The organism is Streptomyces sp. NPDC051172, from assembly GCF_040682555.1.
Taxonomy (GTDB): Bacteria; Actinomycetota; Actinomycetes; order Streptomycetales; family Streptomycetaceae; genus Streptomyces.
Window position 1 is genome coordinate 60,283 of sequence record NZ_JBFBBE010000044.1, and the last position, 18,009, is coordinate 78,291.

Annotated in this window: 20 protein-coding genes and 2 pseudogenes; 11 read left to right on the forward strand and 11 right to left on the reverse strand. The window is 70.0% G+C overall.

Going from position 1 to position 18,009, the window contains the following annotated elements; all coding sequences use genetic code 11:
• Positions 1–4 precede the first annotated feature (4 nt).
• From AB0N07_RS25515 to AB0N07_RS25530, 4 genes are read left to right on the forward strand one after another with little or no spacing between them, the layout of a single operon-like run.
• Complete coding sequence (locus AB0N07_RS25515; protein WP_365838784.1) at positions 5–889, forward strand: 3-hydroxyacyl-CoA dehydrogenase family protein; 885 nt, start codon at positions 5–7, stop codon at positions 887–889.
• Positions 886–1,155, forward strand: coding sequence for an acyl carrier protein (locus AB0N07_RS25520; protein WP_365838786.1), 270 nt, complete (start codon positions 886–888; stop codon positions 1,153–1,155). The genes AB0N07_RS25515 and AB0N07_RS25520 overlap by 4 nt, the downstream gene beginning before the upstream one ends.
• Entirely contained in the window at positions 1,148–2,263 is a 1,116-nt protein-coding gene (locus AB0N07_RS25525) for an acyl-CoA dehydrogenase family protein (protein ID WP_365838788.1), read from the forward strand. Before AB0N07_RS25520 ends, AB0N07_RS25525 begins: the two co-directional genes overlap by 8 nt.
• Positions 2,260–3,339 (forward strand): HAD-IIIC family phosphatase, encoded by a 1,080-nt coding sequence (locus AB0N07_RS25530; protein WP_365838790.1) that lies wholly within the window; start codon positions 2,260–2,262, stop codon positions 3,337–3,339. The genes AB0N07_RS25525 and AB0N07_RS25530 overlap by 4 nt, the downstream gene beginning before the upstream one ends.
• Positions 3,340–3,397: 58 nt before the next feature.
• Here the strand turns inward: AB0N07_RS25530 and AB0N07_RS25535 are convergent, their stop codons facing one another.
• Genes AB0N07_RS25535 through AB0N07_RS25545 form a run of 3 tightly spaced genes read right to left on the reverse strand, consistent with a single transcriptional unit; the run spans position 3,398 to position 5,208 of the window.
• Positions 3,398–4,066, reverse strand: a complete 669-nt coding sequence (locus tag AB0N07_RS25535) for a class I SAM-dependent methyltransferase (RefSeq protein WP_365838792.1) — start codon at positions 4,064–4,066, stop codon at positions 3,398–3,400.
• 54 nt (positions 4,067–4,120) lie between these two features.
• Positions 4,121–4,408, reverse strand: a complete 288-nt coding sequence (locus tag AB0N07_RS25540; protein ID WP_365838794.1) for a hypothetical protein — start codon at positions 4,406–4,408, stop codon at positions 4,121–4,123.
• A gap of 17 nt (positions 4,409–4,425) precedes the next feature.
• Complete coding sequence (locus AB0N07_RS25545; RefSeq protein WP_365838796.1) at positions 4,426–5,208, reverse strand: alpha/beta fold hydrolase; 783 nt, start codon at positions 5,206–5,208, stop codon at positions 4,426–4,428.
• A gap of 425 nt (positions 5,209–5,633) precedes the next feature.
• Here AB0N07_RS25545 and AB0N07_RS25550 point away from each other — a divergent pair, with 425 nt between their 5' ends.
• The 4 genes from AB0N07_RS25550 (at position 5,634) to AB0N07_RS25565 (ending at position 10,569) form a co-directional block, all read left to right on the forward strand.
• On the forward strand, positions 5,634–7,559 hold the full coding sequence (locus AB0N07_RS25550) for a BTAD domain-containing putative transcriptional regulator (RefSeq protein WP_365838798.1): 1,926 nt from the start codon (positions 5,634–5,636) through the stop codon (positions 7,557–7,559).
• 110 nt (positions 7,560–7,669) lie between these two features.
• Positions 7,670–9,046, forward strand: coding sequence for a crotonyl-CoA carboxylase/reductase (ccrA, locus tag AB0N07_RS25555; RefSeq protein WP_365838800.1), 1,377 nt, complete (start codon positions 7,670–7,672; stop codon positions 9,044–9,046).
• 39 nt (positions 9,047–9,085) lie between these two features.
• Positions 9,086–9,955, forward strand: coding sequence for a 3-hydroxybutyryl-CoA dehydrogenase (locus AB0N07_RS25560; protein WP_365838802.1), 870 nt, complete (start codon positions 9,086–9,088; stop codon positions 9,953–9,955).
• A 170-nt stretch (positions 9,956–10,125) separates the two neighbouring features.
• Entirely contained in the window at positions 10,126–10,569 is a 444-nt protein-coding gene (locus AB0N07_RS25565) for an OsmC family protein (protein WP_365838804.1), read from the forward strand.
• Between the two features lie 7 nt (positions 10,570–10,576).
• Here the strand turns inward: AB0N07_RS25565 and AB0N07_RS25570 are convergent, their stop codons facing one another.
• A complete protein-coding gene (locus AB0N07_RS25570) occupies positions 10,577–10,825 on the reverse strand; it encodes a hypothetical protein (protein ID WP_365838820.1) in 249 nt (82 codons plus the stop codon).
• Positions 10,799–11,045: pseudogene (locus tag AB0N07_RS25575) on the reverse strand (class I SAM-dependent methyltransferase); the annotation flags it as partial. The pseudogene AB0N07_RS25575 and the gene AB0N07_RS25570, both read right to left, overlap by 27 nt.
• A gap of 58 nt (positions 11,046–11,103) precedes the next feature.
• Between AB0N07_RS25575 and AB0N07_RS25580 the strand changes: the two are divergent.
• Positions 11,104–11,233, forward strand: a pseudogene (locus tag AB0N07_RS25580) (IS256 family transposase); the annotation flags it as partial.
• A gap of 445 nt (positions 11,234–11,678) precedes the next feature.
• Here the strand turns inward: AB0N07_RS25580 and AB0N07_RS25585 are convergent.
• A complete protein-coding gene (locus AB0N07_RS25585) occupies positions 11,679–12,200 on the reverse strand; it encodes a hypothetical protein (protein ID WP_365838822.1) in 522 nt (173 codons plus the stop codon).
• 842 nt (positions 12,201–13,042) lie between these two features.
• Between AB0N07_RS25585 and AB0N07_RS25590 the strand changes: the two genes are divergently transcribed.
• Positions 13,043–13,714: a response regulator transcription factor gene (locus tag AB0N07_RS25590; protein WP_365838806.1), complete on the forward strand. Its 672-nt coding sequence runs from the start codon at positions 13,043–13,045 to the stop codon at positions 13,712–13,714.
• A gap of 98 nt (positions 13,715–13,812) precedes the next feature.
• A complete protein-coding gene (locus AB0N07_RS25595; RefSeq protein ID WP_365838808.1) occupies positions 13,813–14,475 on the forward strand; it encodes a response regulator transcription factor in 663 nt (220 codons plus the stop codon).
• A gap of 16 nt (positions 14,476–14,491) precedes the next feature.
• Here AB0N07_RS25595 and AB0N07_RS25600 read toward each other — a convergent pair whose 3' ends face one another.
• From AB0N07_RS25600 to AB0N07_RS25620, 5 genes are all read right to left on the reverse strand, one after another.
• Positions 14,492–15,400 (reverse strand): alpha/beta fold hydrolase, encoded by a 909-nt coding sequence (locus tag AB0N07_RS25600; protein ID WP_365838810.1) that lies wholly within the window; start codon positions 15,398–15,400, stop codon positions 14,492–14,494.
• An 8-nt stretch (positions 15,401–15,408) separates the two neighbouring features.
• A complete protein-coding gene (locus AB0N07_RS25605; RefSeq protein ID WP_365838812.1) occupies positions 15,409–16,635 on the reverse strand; it encodes an MFS transporter in 1,227 nt (408 codons plus the stop codon).
• Positions 16,635–16,799 carry a hypothetical protein gene (locus AB0N07_RS25610; protein ID WP_365838814.1) on the reverse strand — a complete coding sequence of 55 codons (165 nt, stop codon included), beginning with the start codon at positions 16,797–16,799 and terminating at the stop codon, positions 16,635–16,637. Before AB0N07_RS25610 ends, AB0N07_RS25605 begins: the two co-directional genes overlap by 1 nt.
• Before the next feature lie 103 nt (positions 16,800–16,902).
• A complete protein-coding gene (locus tag AB0N07_RS25615; RefSeq protein ID WP_365838816.1) occupies positions 16,903–17,487 on the reverse strand; it encodes an NAD(P)H-dependent oxidoreductase in 585 nt (194 codons plus the stop codon).
• Positions 17,488–17,559: 72 nt separating this feature from the next.
• On the reverse strand, positions 17,560–18,009 hold a 450-nt coding region (locus AB0N07_RS25620), incomplete at its 5' end, for a carboxyl transferase domain-containing protein (RefSeq protein WP_365838818.1).

Sequence of the window (18,009 nt, forward strand, 5' to 3'; positions counted from 1 at the left end):
CGACATGCAGCAACCACTCCCACAGACAGCCGGCACGCCCCGGCACCACCTCGTCGTCCTCGGCGCCGGCGTGATGGGCGCGAGCATCGCGACCCTGGCCGTCGGCCACGGCGTCCCCGTCACCCTCATCGACGTGGACGACGCGAAACTCGCCGCCGCCGAGTCCAGGATCGCCGGGGAGCTCCGCCTGGCCCAGCTCATGGGGGCACTGCCCGACGACGTCCCCGAGGCGGCCCTCACCACCGGCGGCCACCTCGCCGACGCGGCCGGCGCCACCGCCGTCGTCGAGGCCGTCACGGAGGACGCGGACATCAAGGAGAAGGTCCTCGCCGAGGTTTCCGCCGTCGTGGCACCCGGCACCGTCCTGGTGTCCAACACCTCCTCCATCCCCATCGACGAACTGGCGTCGGCGGCCGCCCGCCCGGCGGACGTCGTCGGCACGCACTTCATGAACCCGCCGTACCTGATCCGTACCGTGGAGGTGATCCGCGGCGCCCGCACCGGCGAGCAGGCGATGGATTCCATCCGCTCCCTGCTCGACGCGCTGCGGCGGCAGCCGGTCGTGGTGCGGGACGCGCCGGGGTTCGTGACCAGCAGGGTGCTCCACCCCATGATCAACGACGCGGCCCGCGTGGTCCAGGAAGGCACCGCGACCGCCGAGGACGTCGACACCCTCATGCAGGGCTGCCTCGGCCACCCCACCGGCCCGCTGCGCACCGCGGACCTCATCGGCATCGACAACCTCGTCGACTCGCTCCGGGTGCTCCACGAGCGCACCGGCGACCCCGGCTGCCTGCCCTGCGACCTTCTCCTGGAGAAGGTGCGGGCCGGTGACATCGGCCGCAAGTCCGGCCGTGGCTTCTACGTCTACCAGGGAGAAACATCATGACCGTGTCACCGCAGAGCACCACCGAGCAGGAGCTCGTCGACTTCCTCCACGGCAAGACCAAGAGGGTGTGGGAGGAGGACACCGACCTCTTCGCCTCCGGCGGACTGTCCTCGCTCTTCGCGATGGAGATCGTCGTACACCTGGAGAAGACCTACGGCGTCTCGATCCGCGGCAAGGACCTGCGGCTGGACAACTTCCGCACCGTCAGGAGCATGGCGTCCCTGGTCCGCCGGCTCCAGGGAGCGACCGGAGACGCCGGTGAGTGACGAGTTCGCCGACGCCGCCGCCTCCGTCACCGCCCTGGTCGGCGACCGGGCCGGCGACTGGGACCTGGCCGGCCTGATCCCCGAGCCGCTGCTGCGCGAGCTCGGCGGGACGGGCCGGCTGTGCACCGGCGTCCCCACCAAGTACGGCGGCCCGGGCTGGAGCAGCCTCATCGGTGGGGAGTTCACCGCGCACGTCGGCAGCCTGTGCAGCTCCCTGCGGAGCGTCATGACCTCGCAGGGCATGGCCGCCTGGACCATCGAACGCCTCGGCACCACGGCCCAGTGCCGCGCCTATCTGCCCCGCCTGACCTCCGGCGAGCTCGCCGCCGTCGGCTTCAGCGAACCCCAGGCGGGCAGCGACCTGTCGGCCATCCGCACCACCATCCGCAGCGAGGGCGACGCGCTGGTCGTCGACGGCCACAAGGTCTGGGTGACCGCCGCCCACTACGCCGACCTGCTCGTCGTCTTCGGACGCTACGGCGAGGGGGCCGCCGCCGTCGTGGTCCCCGCCGACACGCCCGGTGTCCGGGTCCGCAGGGTCGCCGACCCGCTGGGCTGCCGCGCCGCGGGCCACGCGGAGGTGACCCTCGAAGGAGTACGGCTCCCCGCCGATCACCTGCTCGGCGGCAACGAGCTGTCCCTGCCGCTGCTGGTGACCACCGCCCTCGCGTACGGCCGTATCTCGGTCGCGTGGGGCTGCGTCGGCATCCTGCGCGCCTGCCTGGCGGCGGTCACCTCCCACGCCGCCTCGCGGCACCAGTTCGGTGTGCCGCTCGCCTCCCACCAGCTCGTCGCCCGGCACGTCGCCGAGCTCTACGTCGCCGAGCAGACCGCCACCCGCGCGTGCGAGCACGCCAGCCGGTGCTGGGACGACAGAACGCCCGACATGGTGAGCGCCACCGTGCTCGCCAAGCACGTCAGCGCCGTACAGGCCGCTCGCGGAGCCGCCACCGCCGTCCAGGTCATGGCCTCGGCGGGCGCCGTGGACGGTCACGTGGTGGCCCGCGCCTACCGCGACGCCAAACTCATGGAAATCATCGAAGGCAGCAACGAGATGTGTGAACTGATGCTCGCGCAGCACGCGCTGGCCACCGTGGGGGCGCCGTGAACGACGCCCCGACCATTGTGAAGTGCCTGGTGTGGGACCTCGACAACACCCTGTGGAACGGCACACTCCTGGAGGACGGCGAGGTCCTGCTGGACGACGAGATCCGCGCCGTGATCGCCGAACTCGACTCCCGCGGCATCCTGCAGTCGGTGTGCAGCCGCAACGACCACGACCAGGCGTGGGCCCGGCTGGAACAGCTCGGTGTCGCCGAGTACTTCGTCCTCCCGGAGATCGGCTGGGGCCCCAAGTCGAAGGCGCTGGAACGGATCGCGCAGCGTCTGAACTTCGCTCACCGCACCATCGCCTTCATCGACGACCAGCCGGCCGAACGCGCCGAAGTCACCTACCACCTGCCCGACGTCCGCTGCTATCCCGCCGACGCCGCCCGCACCCTGACCGGCCTCCCCGAGTTCAGCCCCGCCGTGAGCACCGTGGACTCCAGGCGCCGCCGCGCCATGTACCAGGCCGGCTTCCGCAGGGACGCCGAACGGGAGGCCTTCGAAGGAGCCGACGAGGAGTTCCTGCGCAGCCTCGAGCTGGTGATGCGGATCGGCCGGGCCACCCCGGAAGACCTCACCCGGGTCGAGGAACTGACGCTGCGCACCAGCCAGATGAACGCCACCGGCGTGCACTACCCGGATGCCGCCCTGCGCGCGCTGACGGCCGACCCCGCCCACGAGGTGCTGGTCACCACCCTCACCGACCGGTTCGGGCCGCACGGCGCGGTCGGTGTGATCCTGCTGGAGAAGCACCCCGACCTGTGGCACCTGAAACTGCTGGCCACCTCGTGCCGGGTGGTCTCCTTCGGTGCGGGATCGGTGATCCTGAACTGGCTGGTGGACCGGGCGGCCGCCGCCTCGGTGCACCTCGTGGCCGACTTCCGGCGCACCGACCGCAACCGCATGATGGAGGTCGCCTACCGCTTCGCGGGCTTCGAGGAGTCCGGCTGCGCCTGCGTCGAGGCCCTCGGCGAAGGAATCCGGGACGTGGAGCGGCTCCATCTCGTGGCCGATCCGCGACCGGCGTCGACCACGGTGCGCCTGGAGGCGTCCGACCTGGCGGCAGCCGGCGCGTGACCCGATGACTTCGGGGCTGCGACGACATCCGTCGTCGCAGCCCCGAAGTACGTGCCGGTCAGGCCTCTTTGCGGCGGGCGAGCGTGACACCGTCGGCGATGGTGAGCATGCTCACCTCCACCCGGTCGTCGTCCCGGACCAGGGCGTTCAGTGCCCGCACCCCCTCGGTGTCGGCGTCCGTGAAGGCCGGATCGGCGACCCGGCCGAAGAACAGCGTGTTGTCCACGACGATCAGACCGCCGGGCCGCACCAGTTCCAGCGACTGTTCGTAGTACCGCGGGTAGTTGGCCTTGTCCGCGTCGATGAACACGACGTCGAAGCGCGCCGGCCCCTGCTCGGCGAGCAGCTCCCCGAGGACGGCAACCGCGTCCCCGATCCGCTGTTCCACGCGGTCGGCCACCCCCGCCCGTTTCCAGTAGGGCACGCCGATCGACGGCCAGCGATCGGTGATGTCACAGGTCACCAGGAGCCCGTCGACCGGCAGTGCCCGTGCCATGCACAGGGCGCTGTAGCCCGTGTAGGTGCCCAGCTCCAGCACGGCGGCCGCGCCCGTGAGCCGCACCAGCAGGGAGAGGAACTGCCCCTCCTCCGGGTGTGTCTGCAGGGCGGTGCCGCCGGGCAGTTCGGCCGTCTCCTCCCGCAGCTCGCGCAGCACGTCGTCCTCGCGCAGCGAGAAGTCGCGTACGTAGTCCAGGAGTTGCGGGCTCATGGTCAGCTGATCGGCCATGCTGTGCTCTCTCCGTCCGGTGCGAGTGGTCGGGCGCGGTACGGCCGGCCGGGGTCACGGCCGCCACGGGGCGGGGCGGTGGCCGCCGACGCCCTCGTCGTCCGCGCCCGCGTCGTGCCACAGCAGGGGGTCGTAGGGGGTCTCGGCCACGGCCACGGGCCATTGCCCGGGTGGCGGGACCGGGGGAGTGCCCAGTTCGGCGGCGTCGGTTCTCAACCGGGCCGCGGTGTCGAGCAGGTTCTGCACCACGGCCGACTCGCCGGTCCGCTGCCGCAGCGCGTGCAGGCAGCGCTCCAGCCGGTCGATGGTCCCGAGCAGGTCGGTGATGTGCGTAGCGGGCATGTCCCCCTCTTTCGGTGTCAGGCCCCCGCGCCGGGGACCGGCAGCGCGCTCAGATGCCGTCGTACGGTTTCCTGCACCGCCTCCGCCCGGTCGTTGAGGTAGAAGTGGCCACCTTCGAACACGTGCTGGGAGAACGGGCCCTCGGTGTACTGGCGCCATCCCTCCACCTCACGCACCGACGCCCTGGGGTCACGGTCGCCGGTGAGCGCGACCACCGGGGCGCGCAGCGGCGGCCCCGGCACATGCACGTACGTCTCCGCCGCGCGGTAGTCGCCCCGGATGGCAGGCATCACCATCTGGAGGATCTCGGGGTCCCTGAGCGCGGCGCCGACGGAACCGCCCAGCAGGTCCAGCTCCCGCAGGATCCCCTGGTCGTCGCGTAGATGCACCGTCTCTCCGCGCTCGAAGTGGGGTGCCCGGCGCCCGGACAGGAAGACGATCACGGGCTCCGCCGCCCCGCCCAGCTCCTGGAGCCGGCGCGCCACCTCGTAGGCGAGGGTGGCGCCCATGCTGTGGCCGAACAGCGCCAGGGGCCGGTCGTCGCCCGGCGCCGAGAGCAACGGGACCAGCCGGTCGAGCAGTTCGGGAACGTTGTCGATACAGGGCTCGTTGCGCCGGTCCTGACGACCCGGGTACTGCACGGCGAACACCTCGGCTGTCGGCGCCAGTGCGACCGACAGTGTGTGGTAAGCACTGGCCGAGCCGCCGGCGTGGGGGAAGCAGATGAGTCGTGTGGGGGAGTCGGGCGCGGGGACGAAGCACCGGAGCCACAGCTCCCGCTCATCGACATCGTGATGCATCGGCTGCTGTCCTTCGAGAGAAGTCGATCACGGACACATGGCGCCGCTTTGGAGGCTAGGCACCTCCGTCCACGGGGGGCCACCCCTACTTGCCCCCTGCCGCCCCCTGTCTTTGCGCCGCTCACCCCAGCTTCCTGGCAGGCAGCCCGACGGAGCAGTTAGAAAGTGACCATGAAGGTGTCCTGCCAGGCAGAACGTACACACCGTCCCCCATGGCCGGTCACGTCCGGAGACATCTCCCCCGGATCGCCTCGGTGCGACCGCCAGCGCGGAACACCCCGCCGCTGACCTCACCCCTCCCACCAGCACTGTTCCTGCGCACCGCGTCGAGACACCCCACTGGGCACTCCCCACCGACCTCCGCCACCGGATCCCCGTCCTTGTCGGATGCCGCCGCTCACTGCCGTCTAAAGGGTGGAGCAGTTATGGAAATCTCGTTGCTTGGCCCCCTGGTCGTCCGTTCCGGCGGACACGAACTTCGAGTCTCGGCGCCCCGCCAGCGCGTCGTGCTCGCCACCCTCGTACTGAACGCGAACAAGGTGGTGCCCGTCCAGACCCTGGCCCGCTTCGTGTGGGACGGAACCCCGCCCCCGAGCGCGACCGCCACGATCCGTACCTACGTCATGCGCCTGCGCCAGTCGCTGGGCCTGCACGGCGGAAGCAGGATCATCACCCGCGCACCGGGATATCTGATCGAGATGGACGAGGACGAGACCGACCTCGGCCGCTTCCAGGCCCACCGCAGAACTGCTCAGTCGCTGGCCGAGGGTGGTGCCCTCCCGCAGGCCGTGGAGCAACTGCGTGCGGCCCTGGCCCTGTGGCGCCACGAACCCCTGATCGACGTCCCCTCCGACACGCTCCAGGAACTGGAGTGCTGCCACCTCGAGAAGCTCTATCTCCAGACGTGCACCTGGCGGGTGGATCTGGACCTGGCACTCGGGCGGCACGCCGAGATCCTTCCCGAACTGTGGCGGCTGGGCCGCGAGCACCCCTTGCACGAGGGGCTGATCGGCCGGCTGATGCTGGCCCTGTCGCGCTCCGGGCAGCAGACGGAGGCGCTCGACCTGTTCCGGCGGACCAGGGCCGCCCTCGTCGACCAGTTGGGCGCCGAGCCCGGCATGGAACTGCGCGCCGTCCAGCAGCGGATCCTCCGCGCCGAGGACGAGCTCGAACATCCCTCCGAACGGCGGCAGGAACCGCCGGCCCGCTGGGGCGAGGGAGGAGGCCCGCGCTGGCCTGTCCCCGCTCAACTGCCCCCGGCGACCGCGGGTTTGACCGCACGGGACCGGGAGCTGGCCGAGCTGGTCCGGCTGCTGGGTGCCGAGTCGGCCGCGCGGACGCCCACGACCGTGGTGTTGACAGGCGGCGGAGGCATCGGAAAGACGGCGCTCGCCGTGCAGTCGGCGCATCTGGTCCGCGACCGCTTTCCCGACGGTCAGCTCTTCGTGGAGCTGGAGGGCAGCTCCGGGCGCCCCGTCGCGCCCGGGGAGATACTGGCCAGGCTGCTGGTGGGACTGGGAGTGCCCGACACGGCCGTACCCACCTCGCTCGCGGGGCGCATCGCACTCTTCAGGTCCCTGACGGACGGACGTCGGATGCTGGTGGTGCTGGACGACGCCGAAAACGCCGCACAGGTCCGCCCCTTCGTGCTGGGTACGGGGGGCAGCCGGATGGTGGTCACGAGCCGTAACCGGCTGACCGATCTGGACGGCGCCCGCACGATGGCACTGGAACCGTTGTCCGAGGCGGGTGCCCTGGACCTGCTCAGCCGCATCGTCGGTCGCCGGCGGACCGAACTGGAACCGCGGGCCGCCCGGCAGGTCGCCGCCGGCTGCGCCGGGCTGCCTCTGGCGGTGCGGATCATCGGCTCCCGGATCAGCGCGAGGCCGCGCCGAGGCCTCGACGGCGTGGCGCGTCGCCTCGGTGACGAACAGCGGCTGCTGGACGAGCTGGAGGTCGGCGACCTGGCCGTACGGCCCGTGCTGGAGTCCGCGTATGACACCACCCGTGACCGTACCGTGGCCGGCATCGGCCTCGGTGAGGCCTTCCGCGTGCTGGGCACCGAAGTCTCGGCCGCCTTCGGGCGGGAGAGGGCGGCCGCACTGCTCGGGTGCTCACCGGACAGCGCCGAGGACGTCCTGGACGCACTGGTGGACGCCAACCTCCTTCGCGAACAAGACCACGGGCGCTATCTGATGGACCGGCTGGCCCGGGCCTACGCCCGGGAGCGGACCCTCATCGAGGGTCCCGGCGTCCACACGGTGCGGCTCGGAAGTGGGCCGCGCCTGCTGCCCGCCACCGACCCCGGTGCGGCGACCCGGGTCGTCGCACACGCCGGGGGCTTTCGATAGGGCCCCGGCGGCACGCCGTGCACACGTCCCGCCCGCAACCGGACGACGGCGCGGCCGCGGCAGCGCGCGCATCCCGGACGGACCTTTCCCGAAACCCTTTGGGGGAACTCATGGACTCCTTGACCGAAGCCGTGCTGAGCGGCGCGCCTCGGGAGGAACTCCTGCGCAGGTCAGTGCCGCACACGTACACCGCGGCCCATCTGCACGCCGAGGACCAGACCATCTTCGACGGCGCCACCGACAGAGACGTCCGCAAGACCCTGCGGGTCGGCCCGGTGCCCATGCCGGAACTGGCTGTCGACGAGGTCCTGATCGCCGTGATGGCCAGCTCCATCAACTACAACACGGTCTGGTCGGCGACCTTCGAACCCCTGCCGACCTTCACCTTCCTCAAGCGCCTGGGCCGCCAGGGCGGCCCGGCCGCCCGACACGATCTGCCCTGGCACGTGGTCGGCTCCGACGCCGCCGGAGTCGTCGTACGGGTGGGTGCGGGCGTACGGCGCTGGCAGGCCGGTGACCACGTCGTCGTCAGCTGCGTCCAGGTGGACGACCAGGAACCCGCCACCCACGCGGACGGCATGCTCGGCGCGGAGCAGCGGATCTGGGGCTTCGAGACCAACTTCGGCGGCCTGGCCCACTATGCCGTCGTCCGGGCCAGCCAGTTGATGCCCAAGCCCGCGCACCTGACCTGGGAGGAGGCCGCCTCGACGATGCTGTGCGCCGCCACCTCGTACCGCATGCTGGTCAGCGACCGGGGCGCGCGCATCAAACAGGGTGACATCGTGCTCATCTGGGGTGCGACCGGCGGGCTCGGCTCCTACGCCGTCCAACTCGTCCGGGGCGGCGGCGGCATCGCCGTAGGTGTCGTGAGCTCCGAGGAGAAGGCTGAGCGGCTGCGCGCGCTCGGCTGCGACCTCGTCATCAACCGGGCCGACATCGGCCTGGACCGGGACATCTCCGACGACCCGAAGGCGACCGTCGAGGCGGGCAAGCGGCTGGGCAAGATCATCCGTGGCCGGCTCGGCGAGGACCCCCACGTCGTCTTCGACTACATCGGCAAGGCCACCTTCGGCCTGTCCGTGTTCGTCGTCCGACGCGGCGGAACCGTCGTCACCTGCGGCTCCAGCACCGGATACCAGCACCGCTTCGACAACCGCTACCTGTGGATGAACCTCAAGCGGATCGTAGGCAGCCACGCCGCCAACCTCCAGGAGCAGTCGGAGTGCAACCGGCTGTTCCGCCTCGGTCACCTGGTCCCCGCGCTCTCGACCGTCTACCCCCTCACCGAGGTCGCCGACGCCGCCCGTCTCGTCCAGACGAACGGCCACATCGGGAAGGTCGGTGTCCTGTGCCTGGCTCCCCGCCCCGGACTGGGCGTCACGGACCGCGCCCTGCGCGACCGGATCGGCGAACACCGCCTCAACCCCCTGCGGGCTGTGCAGACCACCGAGCCCCGAGGCCCCGTCGCGGCCGAAGCGGTCCGCTGACACGAGAACCACACAAGAGCCAAAGGAGAGGGGACGCGCATGAGCGCAATTCACCGCGTGGGCATCGTCGGCTGCGGCACCATGGGCTCAGGCATCGCGCACATATGCGCCGTCGCCGGCCTCGACGTACGCGTGGCGGCGTCGTCTCTGGACTCCCGGAGCCGCGCCGAAGAACGAGTGACCACGTCCTTGGACCGCGCACTGGCCAAGGACCGGCTGAGCGCGGAGCAGCACAAGACCGCTCTGCGCCACCTCACCTACACCACGGACCTGACGGTCCTGGCCGATTGCGACCTGGTCGTCGAGGCCGTCGCTGAGGACCTCGACGCGAAGTTGGCCCTGTTCGCCCTTCTGGACAGCGTGCTGACGGACCGCGACACCGTCCTCGCCACCAACACCTCCTCCCTGTCCGTCACCCGGCTGGCCCGCGCCACCAGCGATCCGAGCCGCGTCCTGGGACTGCACTTCTTCAACCCGGTACCCGCCCTCCCCCTGGTCGAGCTCGTCGGCACTCTCCTGACCGACGAGAAGACCCTGGCGCGCATCGAGGAATGGGTGACCGTCGTCCTCGGCAAGAAACCGATCCGCTGCACGGACCGCGCCGGTTTCACCGTCAACGCCCTGCTCATCCCCTACTTGCTGTCCGCCGTCCGCATGGCCGAGTCGGGCTACGCCTCCCCGGACACGGTGGACGACGCCATGACCCTCGGCTGTTCCCACCCGATGGGTCCGTTGCGCCTCGCCGACCTCATCGGCCTGGACGTCGTCCTGTCGATCTCCGAGTCCCTGTACGCGGAGTCGGGCGATCCGAACCACTGCGCACCGCCGACCCTCCGACGTCTGGTCGAGGCCGGTCTCCTCGGCCGCAAGACGGGCCGGGGTTTCCACTCGTACGAGCAGAGACCGTGAGCGGCAACTCCGGCTTCCTCAAGCGCGGCGACACGGTTCCCTTGCAGCTGGAACAGCTTCGGATGCAGTGTCGACGAGGTACAGGTCCGCCAGGCCTCCTGTGGGTCACCGGCGCAGACGGCGCTCCAGCACTTCGCCGCACACCCCGTAGAGCGCATAGTGTCGTCGCCATGGCTTCCGAAGACTCCCTGCGCTCCGTCACCGTCGAGCGAACCAGCACCGGACACTTCGTCGCGACCAACGCCCGCGGCGGCACGATCAGCTTCGGGACCGGTTCCGAACCCCACGGGGAGGACGAATTCACCCCGGTCGAGTTGCTGCTCGCCGCGCTCGGCGGCTGCACAGCGGTCGACGTCGACATCGCCGCCAGCCGCCATGCGGAGCCGACCAGGTTCTCCGTCGCGGTGACCGGCAACAAGATCAATGACGAGCTCGGCAACCGGATGACCGATCTCCAGGTCACCTTCTCCGTCGCCTTCCCGGACGGCGAGGGCGCGGACCGGGCCCGCGCGATCCTTCCCCGGGCCGTCAAGACCTCCCACGACCGGCTCTGCACGGTCAGCCGCACGGTCGAGACCGGCACGCCCGTCACCGTGGCGGTCGAGGAGGCCTGACCACACCTCAGGTATCTGCCACGACCTGACCGGGGATCCGGGCCCGGTGCGAGGCGACACTGCTGTACTCGTTCGGTCCGAACAGCACGCCGACCTGGTTGCCCTTGGAGAGGGCGGGACCGCCGGAGTCGCCCGGCTCGGTGTCACCGACGCGGATGGTGGCCTTGCGCAGGTTCTTGGGGTGCTTGTCGAACAATGATGGTGGCCGCGACCACCGGTCCGCCGGACCGGGCAGGTGGTACAGCGGGCCCAGCATCAGCACCGCGTCGTGGGCGGCGTTGGGGCGGTACGGGGTCGATCAGTTCGACCTGGTACCTGTCCTGCGCGAGCCACTCCGCGTGCACCCCGCTGCCGCCGCCGACGTCGGGCACGCGCGCGGGCGCCGCGGGCCGCAGCCGCCGCAGCACGTCCTACGTACGCCGGAACCCCAGCCGCCCGGCCGCGGCTCCGCCCTCCCTGAGCCGGACGTCCTCCATGCCCTGCGCGTAGTGGGCGAGGATCTCCTCGTGCATGGCGGTGCGTTGCGTGTTCATATACCGCGAATCCGCCGAGTCGAAGGCCGATTTGATGGGCGACTGCGCCCGTCGCCGCTTGCGCGCCCCGGTTCCGGCGCTCGGGGACGGCGCCCTGGGCTTCTGGGGCGGCACTGGCCGAGGTGTTCCCCGCCATCCGAGCTGAGGTACTACAGCGACCCAGAGCGGCCGACGGCCGGCCGGTCGTCTTCTGGTGGCCGGGCTGCAAGTGCCGTGTGGTGAGGGTGGCAGGCAACGGCAACGCGACCGTGCCCACCGCCCTCGTGGCGGGCCGACCACACGTCAACTCCGACCCTGCACTGCATGTCTACGCGAACAGCTCAGGTGACCGCACCGGCCCTCTTCAATCCGGGCCGGAATCAGCTGCGTCATCGACCGTCCGGGCCCGGCCCGGGGCTTCGGGGTGTCGGGTCTGTCGCAACCTGTACAACTCGTCGAGGTCGTACTCCGCGCGCTGTGCGGTGCCAAGACGGGTGATCTTTCCTCGACTGGCCCATTTCCGGATGGTCGCCGACGAGACCCCCATGGCCAGGGCCGCCAGTTCGGTCGGTACGGTGCGCTTGCCTCGCCCGGTGGTCACGGCCGGATCCCGGCAGATTGCCGCGGACCGGCGAGCAGCAGCCAGTCGTGTGGCGCGAAGGCATGGCCCTGGTCGCACATCACCCTTGAACCGGGCCGTCCTGGGGCGCTTTCGGTTGGATGCAGTGCTGCATACAACGTTCCGGAGCAGCCGGGCTCCGGGCAGCCGCCCAGCTCCCGGCGTGCCGGCCTGGTCTCTTCGCGCAGTGAGTGGCAGGAGCGCATCAGCGCGGTGACCTCCCGCTCGAAGTCCGGTCCCGCCGGATGCCCCGTCAGCCAGGAGAGGTGGCGGCCGAGGAATTCGGCCAGGCCCGGAACACTGCAGTTCCGGGGTGCAGTGACGCCACGCTCCTCGATGACCAGCCGGGCCCACGAGGTGAGCAGCTCGGTGATCCGCGATCGCATGGCGAGCGCGGACTCGTCGAGGGTGATGCCCGTCGGCCTGCTGCCGCTGACGCGGTCCCGCAGCCCATGCGCGGACGACGTCAGTTCGTGCTCGCTCTCGTGGTGGAAATTCACGGCTGTGCACAGAGCGACGCGCAGGCGCTCTGCCCGGAGGCCGCTCGCTTCATGGACGCTTTCGAGGGATGCGTCGAAGGATATGTGGAGAGGTGGGGGTAATTTCCTGGATGAGGGCACGACTGTTCTCCCTCCGGCCTCGGAGACATGTTCATGAATTACAAAAACGAATCGCGCTGCGGCCGGCAGGGAGATGGCTGTCGCACGGTGAAGGGATTTCTGACTCTGATTTAACAGACGTTTAATGGGCTGGGTGGGGGACCCACCTTGAAGTGCTCCTCAGGTCAGAGCATGGAAGCGGTTACCGGGGCCAATTTTGATGAAGCCTCAAGGAGTTCGTCAAGCCCGGCAGAGAGGGGAATGTCGCCAAGCGGTCACATATTGTCTTTTTGCGCTGCGTTTGCCGCTCACCCATGGCACTTGCCAGGTGACTCCCGTCACCCGGAGTGACGGAAGGGGTGCGTGTTGACAGGGAGTGAGTGGGGTGTCACGCTTCTTCGGGCAGTCGAAGTGTGCCCTTTTCCGGCTGTGACCCCGCGACACATCCTCTTCGATGTCGTCTCAGCGCACCGCGAAGGACCCGCCCTTCCCGCCGGTGTCCGCCGTGGAAGCCCTTGCTCCCACACCGCCGGGTGCCTCTTTCACCCCTGGTGATCCGTTGTCCCCGCCATCGCCGTAGTCGTGCTCCGCTGCCCCCGGGCGGAGCGCCGGTCGGTGGCGCCGCCGGTCCGGGGATCCGGCTGTACCACTGCCGCCCGAAGCTGCCCCGAAAGGTCCTATGGCGTGGGCGCGCGTCCCGCATCTGTCGAGACCGATGCCTGTCGCCGAGGGAGGGTGACCCCTTGCACATACGTCTTGTGACAGCCGACGCCAGGATTGCGGCCCTCGAAGCCCCCTTGACCCGGAGCGGGTTCACCGTCGAGGTCGTCCGCGCCGGTGCGGAGGCCCTGCGTGATCTCGCCCACGTCGACTTCGTCCTGCTCGATCTGGACATAACGGATCGTGACGGCCTGCACGTCTGCCGGGACATCAGGGAACTGAGTGATCTGCCCGTCGTGTGTGTCACGGTCCGCACCGAGGAACTCGACCGGGTGCTGGCCCTACAGGCAGGCGCGGACGACTGCCTGGTCCGACCCTTTGGTCTGCATGAACTGACGGCACGCATCGAGGCCGTCGCCCGTCGGCTCCACGGCTCGCTGACCGGACAGCCGCCGAAGACCATCGAAAGCGGTCCGCTGCGGATCGATCTGGAGTCGCGGGAAGTGCGCCTCCATGACCAGGCTGTGCCGCTCACCCGGAAGGAATTCGACCTGCTCGCACTTCTCGCCTGCCGTCCTGACGAGGTCATACCGCGTCGGCAGATCCTCCAGGAGGTGTGGCGCGACATTCAGCCAAGTACGGGCAGGACCCTCGACAGTCATGTGAGCAGCATTCGCCGCAAACTCGGTTCACGTGACTGGATCGTGGCAGTACGTGGCGCCGGTTTCATGTTCGGGCGAGGGCGCAAGGAGTGACCTTCGTCGCATCCTCCGTTGTTAACAGTGCACATCGTTTGACTCACTGTGGATGGTGAAAGGAGTCGAACATTGTCACTCTCCCTCGGAGGTACGCCTTGGACATTCTTCTGTTAGAAAGCGACAAGAAGCTTGCCGCCTGCCTCGCCCGCGGGCTCAGGAGGTGCGGTCACCGGGCGGTGAGTCTTTCCGCCGTCGAGGATGCCCTGCGCGTGCTGACGGAATTCGATCTCGTCCTGCTCGACCTCGATCTTGCCGACATGGACGGAGTGGAGGCCTGCCGGCGCATCAGAGCCGTCTCCGACGTCGCGGTGATAGGGACCTCGCGGCACCACTCCGAGGTGACCCGGACTCTCGTACTGCGGGCAGGGGCCGACGACTGCCTGGACAAGCCGTACGGTTTCCGGGAACTGACGGCCAGGATGGACGCGGTCATGCGGCGGGTGAGGCTGCAGGCCAACAACACCGGAGAGTTGTCGTTCGGTCCGCTGCGCATCGGACTCGACACACGTGAGGTCGTGCTGGGCGGCCGGTTCGTCCGGTTGACCGACAAGGAGTTCGGCCTCCTCCAACTGCTCGCCTCGCGCCCCGGCGCGGTGGTGTCCCGCCAGGAACTCATGACGAAGGTCTGGGGGGACAGATGGAACAGCACCGGACGCACCATCGACACCCACGTCAGCAGTCTGCGCGGCAAGTTGGGCGGCGGTCGCTGGATCACCACCGTGCACGGCGTCGGCTTCCGCTTCGCCGCCGACGCCTGACCGGCGCGGTGCACGGCTAAGCCGCGTGCGGGGACTGTTCCCGACCGGACAGGCACTCCTCCAGGAAAGCGAGCGCTCGCAGGTGGTACGCCCGTGCCGCCCACCCCAGGCTGATGTTGTGGCCGGCGCTGGGCAGGCGGTCGACGACCACCCGGGGTGCGGCGAGAAGCCCCGTCATCTCGTCGAGCGTGGCCTCGTCATGGAGCCACCACCGCTCGTACTCGGCATAGGTGAAGCGCACGGGTACCCGTACCCGGCCCGCGATGCCGGGAAAGAGTTCGGGCCAGAGCGAGGCTTCTGCCTCCTCTCTCTCCGGCATGGTGGTGACGAGCCCTTCCGCCAATCGGAACGTGTTCGGCGGGTAGAGCCGCAGCGGTCCCCAGTGCAGCCGTGTCGTGCGACGGCCGTGGAAGCCGCCGAGACCGTTGACGTCGATCGCGTACCGGTGGCTGACCCCCGACACGTCGAGACCCAGGACAGGACCGTCCGCCTCGCCCCCGTGGGCCGCGACAGCGAGGGCGGCCTTCCCGCCGTAGGAGTGGCCGACCAGGAACAACCCAGCCCCAGTGGCTTGGCGCGCGGTGAAGTCCCCGAGGGCGGTGCTGAGCGTTCCGGCCTGCTCGGCAAGGCTCTCCCCACGGGGGACCGCGGTGGCCGAGAGCCCGTAGCCGGGACGGTCGACGGCCAGCACCGCAAACCCCAGGGACGCCCCGAGCCGGAGCAGGGACAGGCTCGGATGGGCCATGCCATGGAAGTAGGCGGCGCGCATGCCGCCCCCGTGGAGGGCGACGACGACCGCCCGGGGCGGCGCGTCGCGCGGGAGCGCCAGCAGGGCCGACAGCGGGCTGTGGCCGCCGTCGAGGACGACCTCCCGTATGTTCTCGACGGCCTCGGCAGGCAGGGAGTTGGCGCGTTCAGCAGGCATCGGTACTCCTACGGGTGTCGCGTCCCGGTCGGATCGGTCCGGGAGGGCCGGTGCGCGCCGGCTGCGGGGGAGGGGACCGCCTCGTCGGCGTCGGGGAGCGGGAGGGGCAGGACCAGCACGGCCAGCAGGACGACGGCCGCCAGGCCCGCCGCCGCGAGCAATCCGTCGGCGAGCGAGGTGGCGGCGACCAAAGGGCCGAAGAACACCGGGGACAGGAACTGCCCGGAGAACGCTGCCGTGCCCGACAACGCCGTGGCCTGCCCCTTCAGATGAGGCGGAGCTGTGCGGTTGATCAACACGGTCATGGCCGGTACGGACATGCCCATGCCCAGACCGAACAGCGCGGGCGCGGCCAGGAGCGCTGCCGGACGGGTGGCCGTCCCGGCGACCAGGAGCCCCAGCGTCCAGCAGACCCCGGCGACGCGCAGGAACCCGCCGTACCCCAGACACGCCCTGGCCTTGGCGTACGCCAACCCCGCCGCACTCGCGGCCAGCGAACTGGCCGCGGTGTAAGGGGCGATGAGCGCCGGCTCGTCGATGCCGGCCTGGGCCAGCCGCTGCGGCAGGAACACGGAGAGCACATACAACAGGAGCGAGCTGGTGAACGAGATCGCGTACAGGCCCAGCAGCCGGGGCCGCAGGCGCAGCAGGGTGAACGCGGTTCCGCCGCCCGCCGTCCGCGGGCCTGCGTGGGCGGGCAGCAGGAGCAGTACGCCGAGGGCGAGCGGAAGGCCGATCAGATGGACGGCGAAGGGGCCGTGCCAGGAGATCGTCCCGAGCGCCCCGCCCAGCAGAGGCCACAGGATGCCCCCGAGGCTGATGGCGGTGGAGCGCAGGCCCATCGCGCGGTCCCGCTCGGGCCCCTGATAGAGCGTCAGCAGGGCGAGCGTGGTGCCGGAGAAGACCGCCGCCGCGCCGACCCCGAAGGCCAGCCTCGCGGCGAAGAGCGCGCCGTAGGAGTCGATGAACAGACCCGAGCCGCCGGCCACGCCGTACAGCAGCAGTCCGGCGACCAGGGGACGGCGGATGCCGTAACGGTCCAGCAGCCACCCGGCCAGCGGGCTGGCCACGGCGAGCGCCAGGCCGTGCGCCGTGAGCAGGAGCCCGGCCGCCGTGCCGCCCAACTGGAGTTCGCGGCGAATGAGGGGCAGCACGGGACTGAGGACCGTACCGGCCATGACGGTGAGGGTGGAGCCGGCCAGGAGCACGAAGAGAACGGAGCGCCCTTCGGGCATCAGTCGGTTCCCCGGACGATATGTGGTTCCGCCCCGTCGATCTCGTCCTCCCCGGCCGGCGGCAGGGGAGCCGTCAGCGCTACGGGTTCGGAGTCCTCTGCGGACGGGACCGCGGCCACGGAGGGGCGGCGCACGGGCTGATGCGTCGTCTGGTCGATGGTCATGGCAGATCTCCTTCGCAGGGCGTACGACGGTCGGCGGGGGCGTACGGCGGCGGGTGTGCCCGGCGGCACCGGGCACACCCCACGGGGATCCGGCGAGCCGCGATCAGCTTCCGTACGGAGTCCTCGACCGGGCCTCGGACAACGCCTTGCCCCACCAGGTGAGCTGATCCAGCAGAGTCTTGGCGGCGAGGGTCGCCGCCTCCGGCTCCTTGAGGGCGCCGGTCTCGTCGAACTGCCCCCAGCAATTGTGGAAGCTCACCGAGTCACGGACCGTCACCGCGTGCAACTCGGCGAAGACCTGACGCAGTTGCTCCACCGAGCGCAGACCGCCGGACAACCCGCCATAGGAGACGAAGCCGACGGGCTTGGCCTGCCACTGCGTGTTGTGCCAGTCGATCAGGGTCTTGAGCGAGGCGGGGAAGCTGTGGTTGTACTCGGGAGTCACCACGATGAACGCCTCGGCCTCAGCCAGCCGTGGTGAGACCTTCGCCAGTTCGGCGGCCACCTCCTCACCGGGGCCTGAGGACAGCGAGTGCGGCAGCGGGTGCTCGGCGAGGTCCATCAGATCGACCTGCACATCCTCGCGTTCCTTGGCCAGCGAGGTGATCCAGTTGGCGACGGTGGGACCGAACCGGCCCTCCCGGACACTGCTGTTGATCACGACGAGCCGCAATGGGGTGGCGGACATGGATGAGTCTCCTTACGAGTGAGGGCGTACGTCGACGAACGTAGAAGTTGAACCGAACTTCAAGTCAATTGCTCACTGCGGGGGGTTGCCGTGCTTGCGGGCGGGCAGGTCGGCGTGCTTGCCGCGCAGCATGGCCAGCGCTGCGGCCAGCACTTCGCGGGTTTCGGTCGGGTCGATGACGTCGTCGACCAGGCCGCGTTCGGCCGCGTAGTACGGGTGCATCAGCTCGGACTTGTACTCCTTGACCATGCGGGCCCGCATGGCCTCGGGGTCCTCGGCCTCTGCGATCTGTCGCCGGAAGATGACGTTGGCGGCCCCTTCGGCGCCCATCACGGCGATCTCGTTCGTCGGCCAGGCATAGGTGAGGTCGGCACCGATGGACTGGCTGTCCATGACGATGTAGGCACCTCCGTACGCCTTGCGCAGGATCAGCGAAATCCTCGGCACGGTCGCGTTGCAGTAGGCGTAGAGGAGCTTCGCGCCGTGGCGGATGATTCCGCCGTGCTCCTGGTCCACACCGGG

Excerpts from the sequence above, each read along its gene's own strand:
- AB0N07_RS25515 (WP_365838784.1), top strand. The coding sequence starts at position 5 with ATGCAGCAACCACTCCCACAGACAGCCGGCACGCCCCGGCACCACCTC.
- AB0N07_RS25520 (WP_365838786.1), top strand. The coding sequence starts at position 886 with ATGACCGTGTCACCGCAGAGCACCACCGAGCAGGAGCTCGTCGACTTC.
- AB0N07_RS25535 (WP_365838792.1), bottom strand. The coding sequence starts at position 4,066 with ATGGCCGATCAGCTGACCATGAGCCCGCAACTCCTGGACTACGTACGC.
- AB0N07_RS25540 (WP_365838794.1), bottom strand. The coding sequence starts at position 4,408 with ATGCCCGCTACGCACATCACCGACCTGCTCGGGACCATCGACCGGCTG.
- AB0N07_RS25545 (WP_365838796.1), bottom strand. The coding sequence starts at position 5,208 with ATGCATCACGATGTCGATGAGCGGGAGCTGTGGCTCCGGTGCTTCGTC.
- AB0N07_RS25550 (WP_365838798.1), top strand. The coding sequence starts at position 5,634 with ATGGAAATCTCGTTGCTTGGCCCCCTGGTCGTCCGTTCCGGCGGACAC.
- ccrA (WP_365838800.1), top strand. The coding sequence starts at position 7,670 with ATGGACTCCTTGACCGAAGCCGTGCTGAGCGGCGCGCCTCGGGAGGAA.
- AB0N07_RS25560 (WP_365838802.1), top strand. The coding sequence starts at position 9,086 with ATGAGCGCAATTCACCGCGTGGGCATCGTCGGCTGCGGCACCATGGGC.
- AB0N07_RS25565 (WP_365838804.1), top strand. The coding sequence starts at position 10,126 with ATGGCTTCCGAAGACTCCCTGCGCTCCGTCACCGTCGAGCGAACCAGC.
- AB0N07_RS25570 (WP_365838820.1), bottom strand. The coding sequence starts at position 10,825 with ATGCTGGGCCCGCTGTACCACCTGCCCGGTCCGGCGGACCGGTGGTCG.
- AB0N07_RS25600 (WP_365838810.1), bottom strand. The coding sequence starts at position 15,400 with ATGCCTGCTGAACGCGCCAACTCCCTGCCTGCCGAGGCCGTCGAGAAC.
- AB0N07_RS25605 (WP_365838812.1), bottom strand. The coding sequence starts at position 16,635 with ATGCCCGAAGGGCGCTCCGTTCTCTTCGTGCTCCTGGCCGGCTCCACC.
- AB0N07_RS25610 (WP_365838814.1), bottom strand. The coding sequence starts at position 16,799 with ATGACCATCGACCAGACGACGCATCAGCCCGTGCGCCGCCCCTCCGTG.
- AB0N07_RS25615 (WP_365838816.1), bottom strand. The coding sequence starts at position 17,487 with ATGTCCGCCACCCCATTGCGGCTCGTCGTGATCAACAGCAGTGTCCGG.